The organism is Streptomyces sp. NRRL WC-3549 (genome assembly GCF_000721935.1).
Lineage (GTDB): Bacteria > Actinomycetota > Actinomycetes > Streptomycetales > Streptomycetaceae > Streptomyces.
Genome location: NZ_KL585389.1, coordinates 39532 through 40354, shown reverse-complemented (window position 1 = coordinate 40354; position 823 = coordinate 39532). Strand labels below are relative to the sequence as shown.

Here is an 823-nt window from a genome sequence, read left to right as displayed (position 1 = left end):
CCCCCGCCCGCCGCGATGGTACGGCGGCTGCGGGCGGCCTGGCCGACGAGCGACTCCCCCATCTTGAAGCGGTCGTGGCCGTTGCCGGCCGGGCGGCCGTAGGAGCCGACGATGCGCAGCTCGGTGCCCTCGGGGGTCTCCTCGGCGAGGTAGAACGCGCCGTACTGGGCGGCGACCAGCGGGGTGAGCTCCTCCATGACCAGGGCGCCGACGACCTCCAGGTCGCGGTGGCCCTGCATCAGCCCGGAGACGCGCGCGAGGTTGGACTTCAGCCAGTCCTGTTCCTGGTTGGCCCGGGTCGTCTCGCGCAGGGAGCCGACCATGGAGTTGATGTTGTCCTTCAGCTCCGCGACCTCACCGGAGGCGTCGACGGTGATGGACCGGGTCAGGTCGCCCTCGGCCACGGCGCTGGCGACCTCGGCGATGGCCCGTACCTGACGGGTGAGGTTCCCGGCGAGTTCGTTGACGTTCTCGGTGAGGCGCTTCCAGGTGCCCGACACACCCTCGACCTCGGCCTGTCCGCCGAGGCGGCCCTCGCTGCCGACCTCGCGGGCGACCCGGGTCACCTCGGCGGCGAAGGAGGACAGCTGGTCGACCATCGTGTTGATGGTGGTCTTGAGCTCCAGGATCTCGCCGCGCGCGTCGACGTCGATCTTCTTGGAGAGGTCGCCGTTGGCGACGGCGGTGGTGACGAGGGCGATGTTGCGGACCTGGCCGGTCAGGTTGTTCGCCATCGAGTTGACGTTGTCGGTGAGGTCCTTCCAGGTCCCCGCGACGTTCGGTACGCGGGCCTGGCCGCCGAGACGGCCTTCGGTGCCGACCT

The 823-nt window shown here is 70.5% G+C and carries 1 protein-coding gene; it reads right to left on the bottom strand.

The features are described 5' to 3' along the window. Positions 1 to 823 (bottom strand): HAMP domain-containing protein (locus IH13_RS0107500; protein WP_037840937.1); only part of this gene is annotated, 823 nt, incomplete at both ends.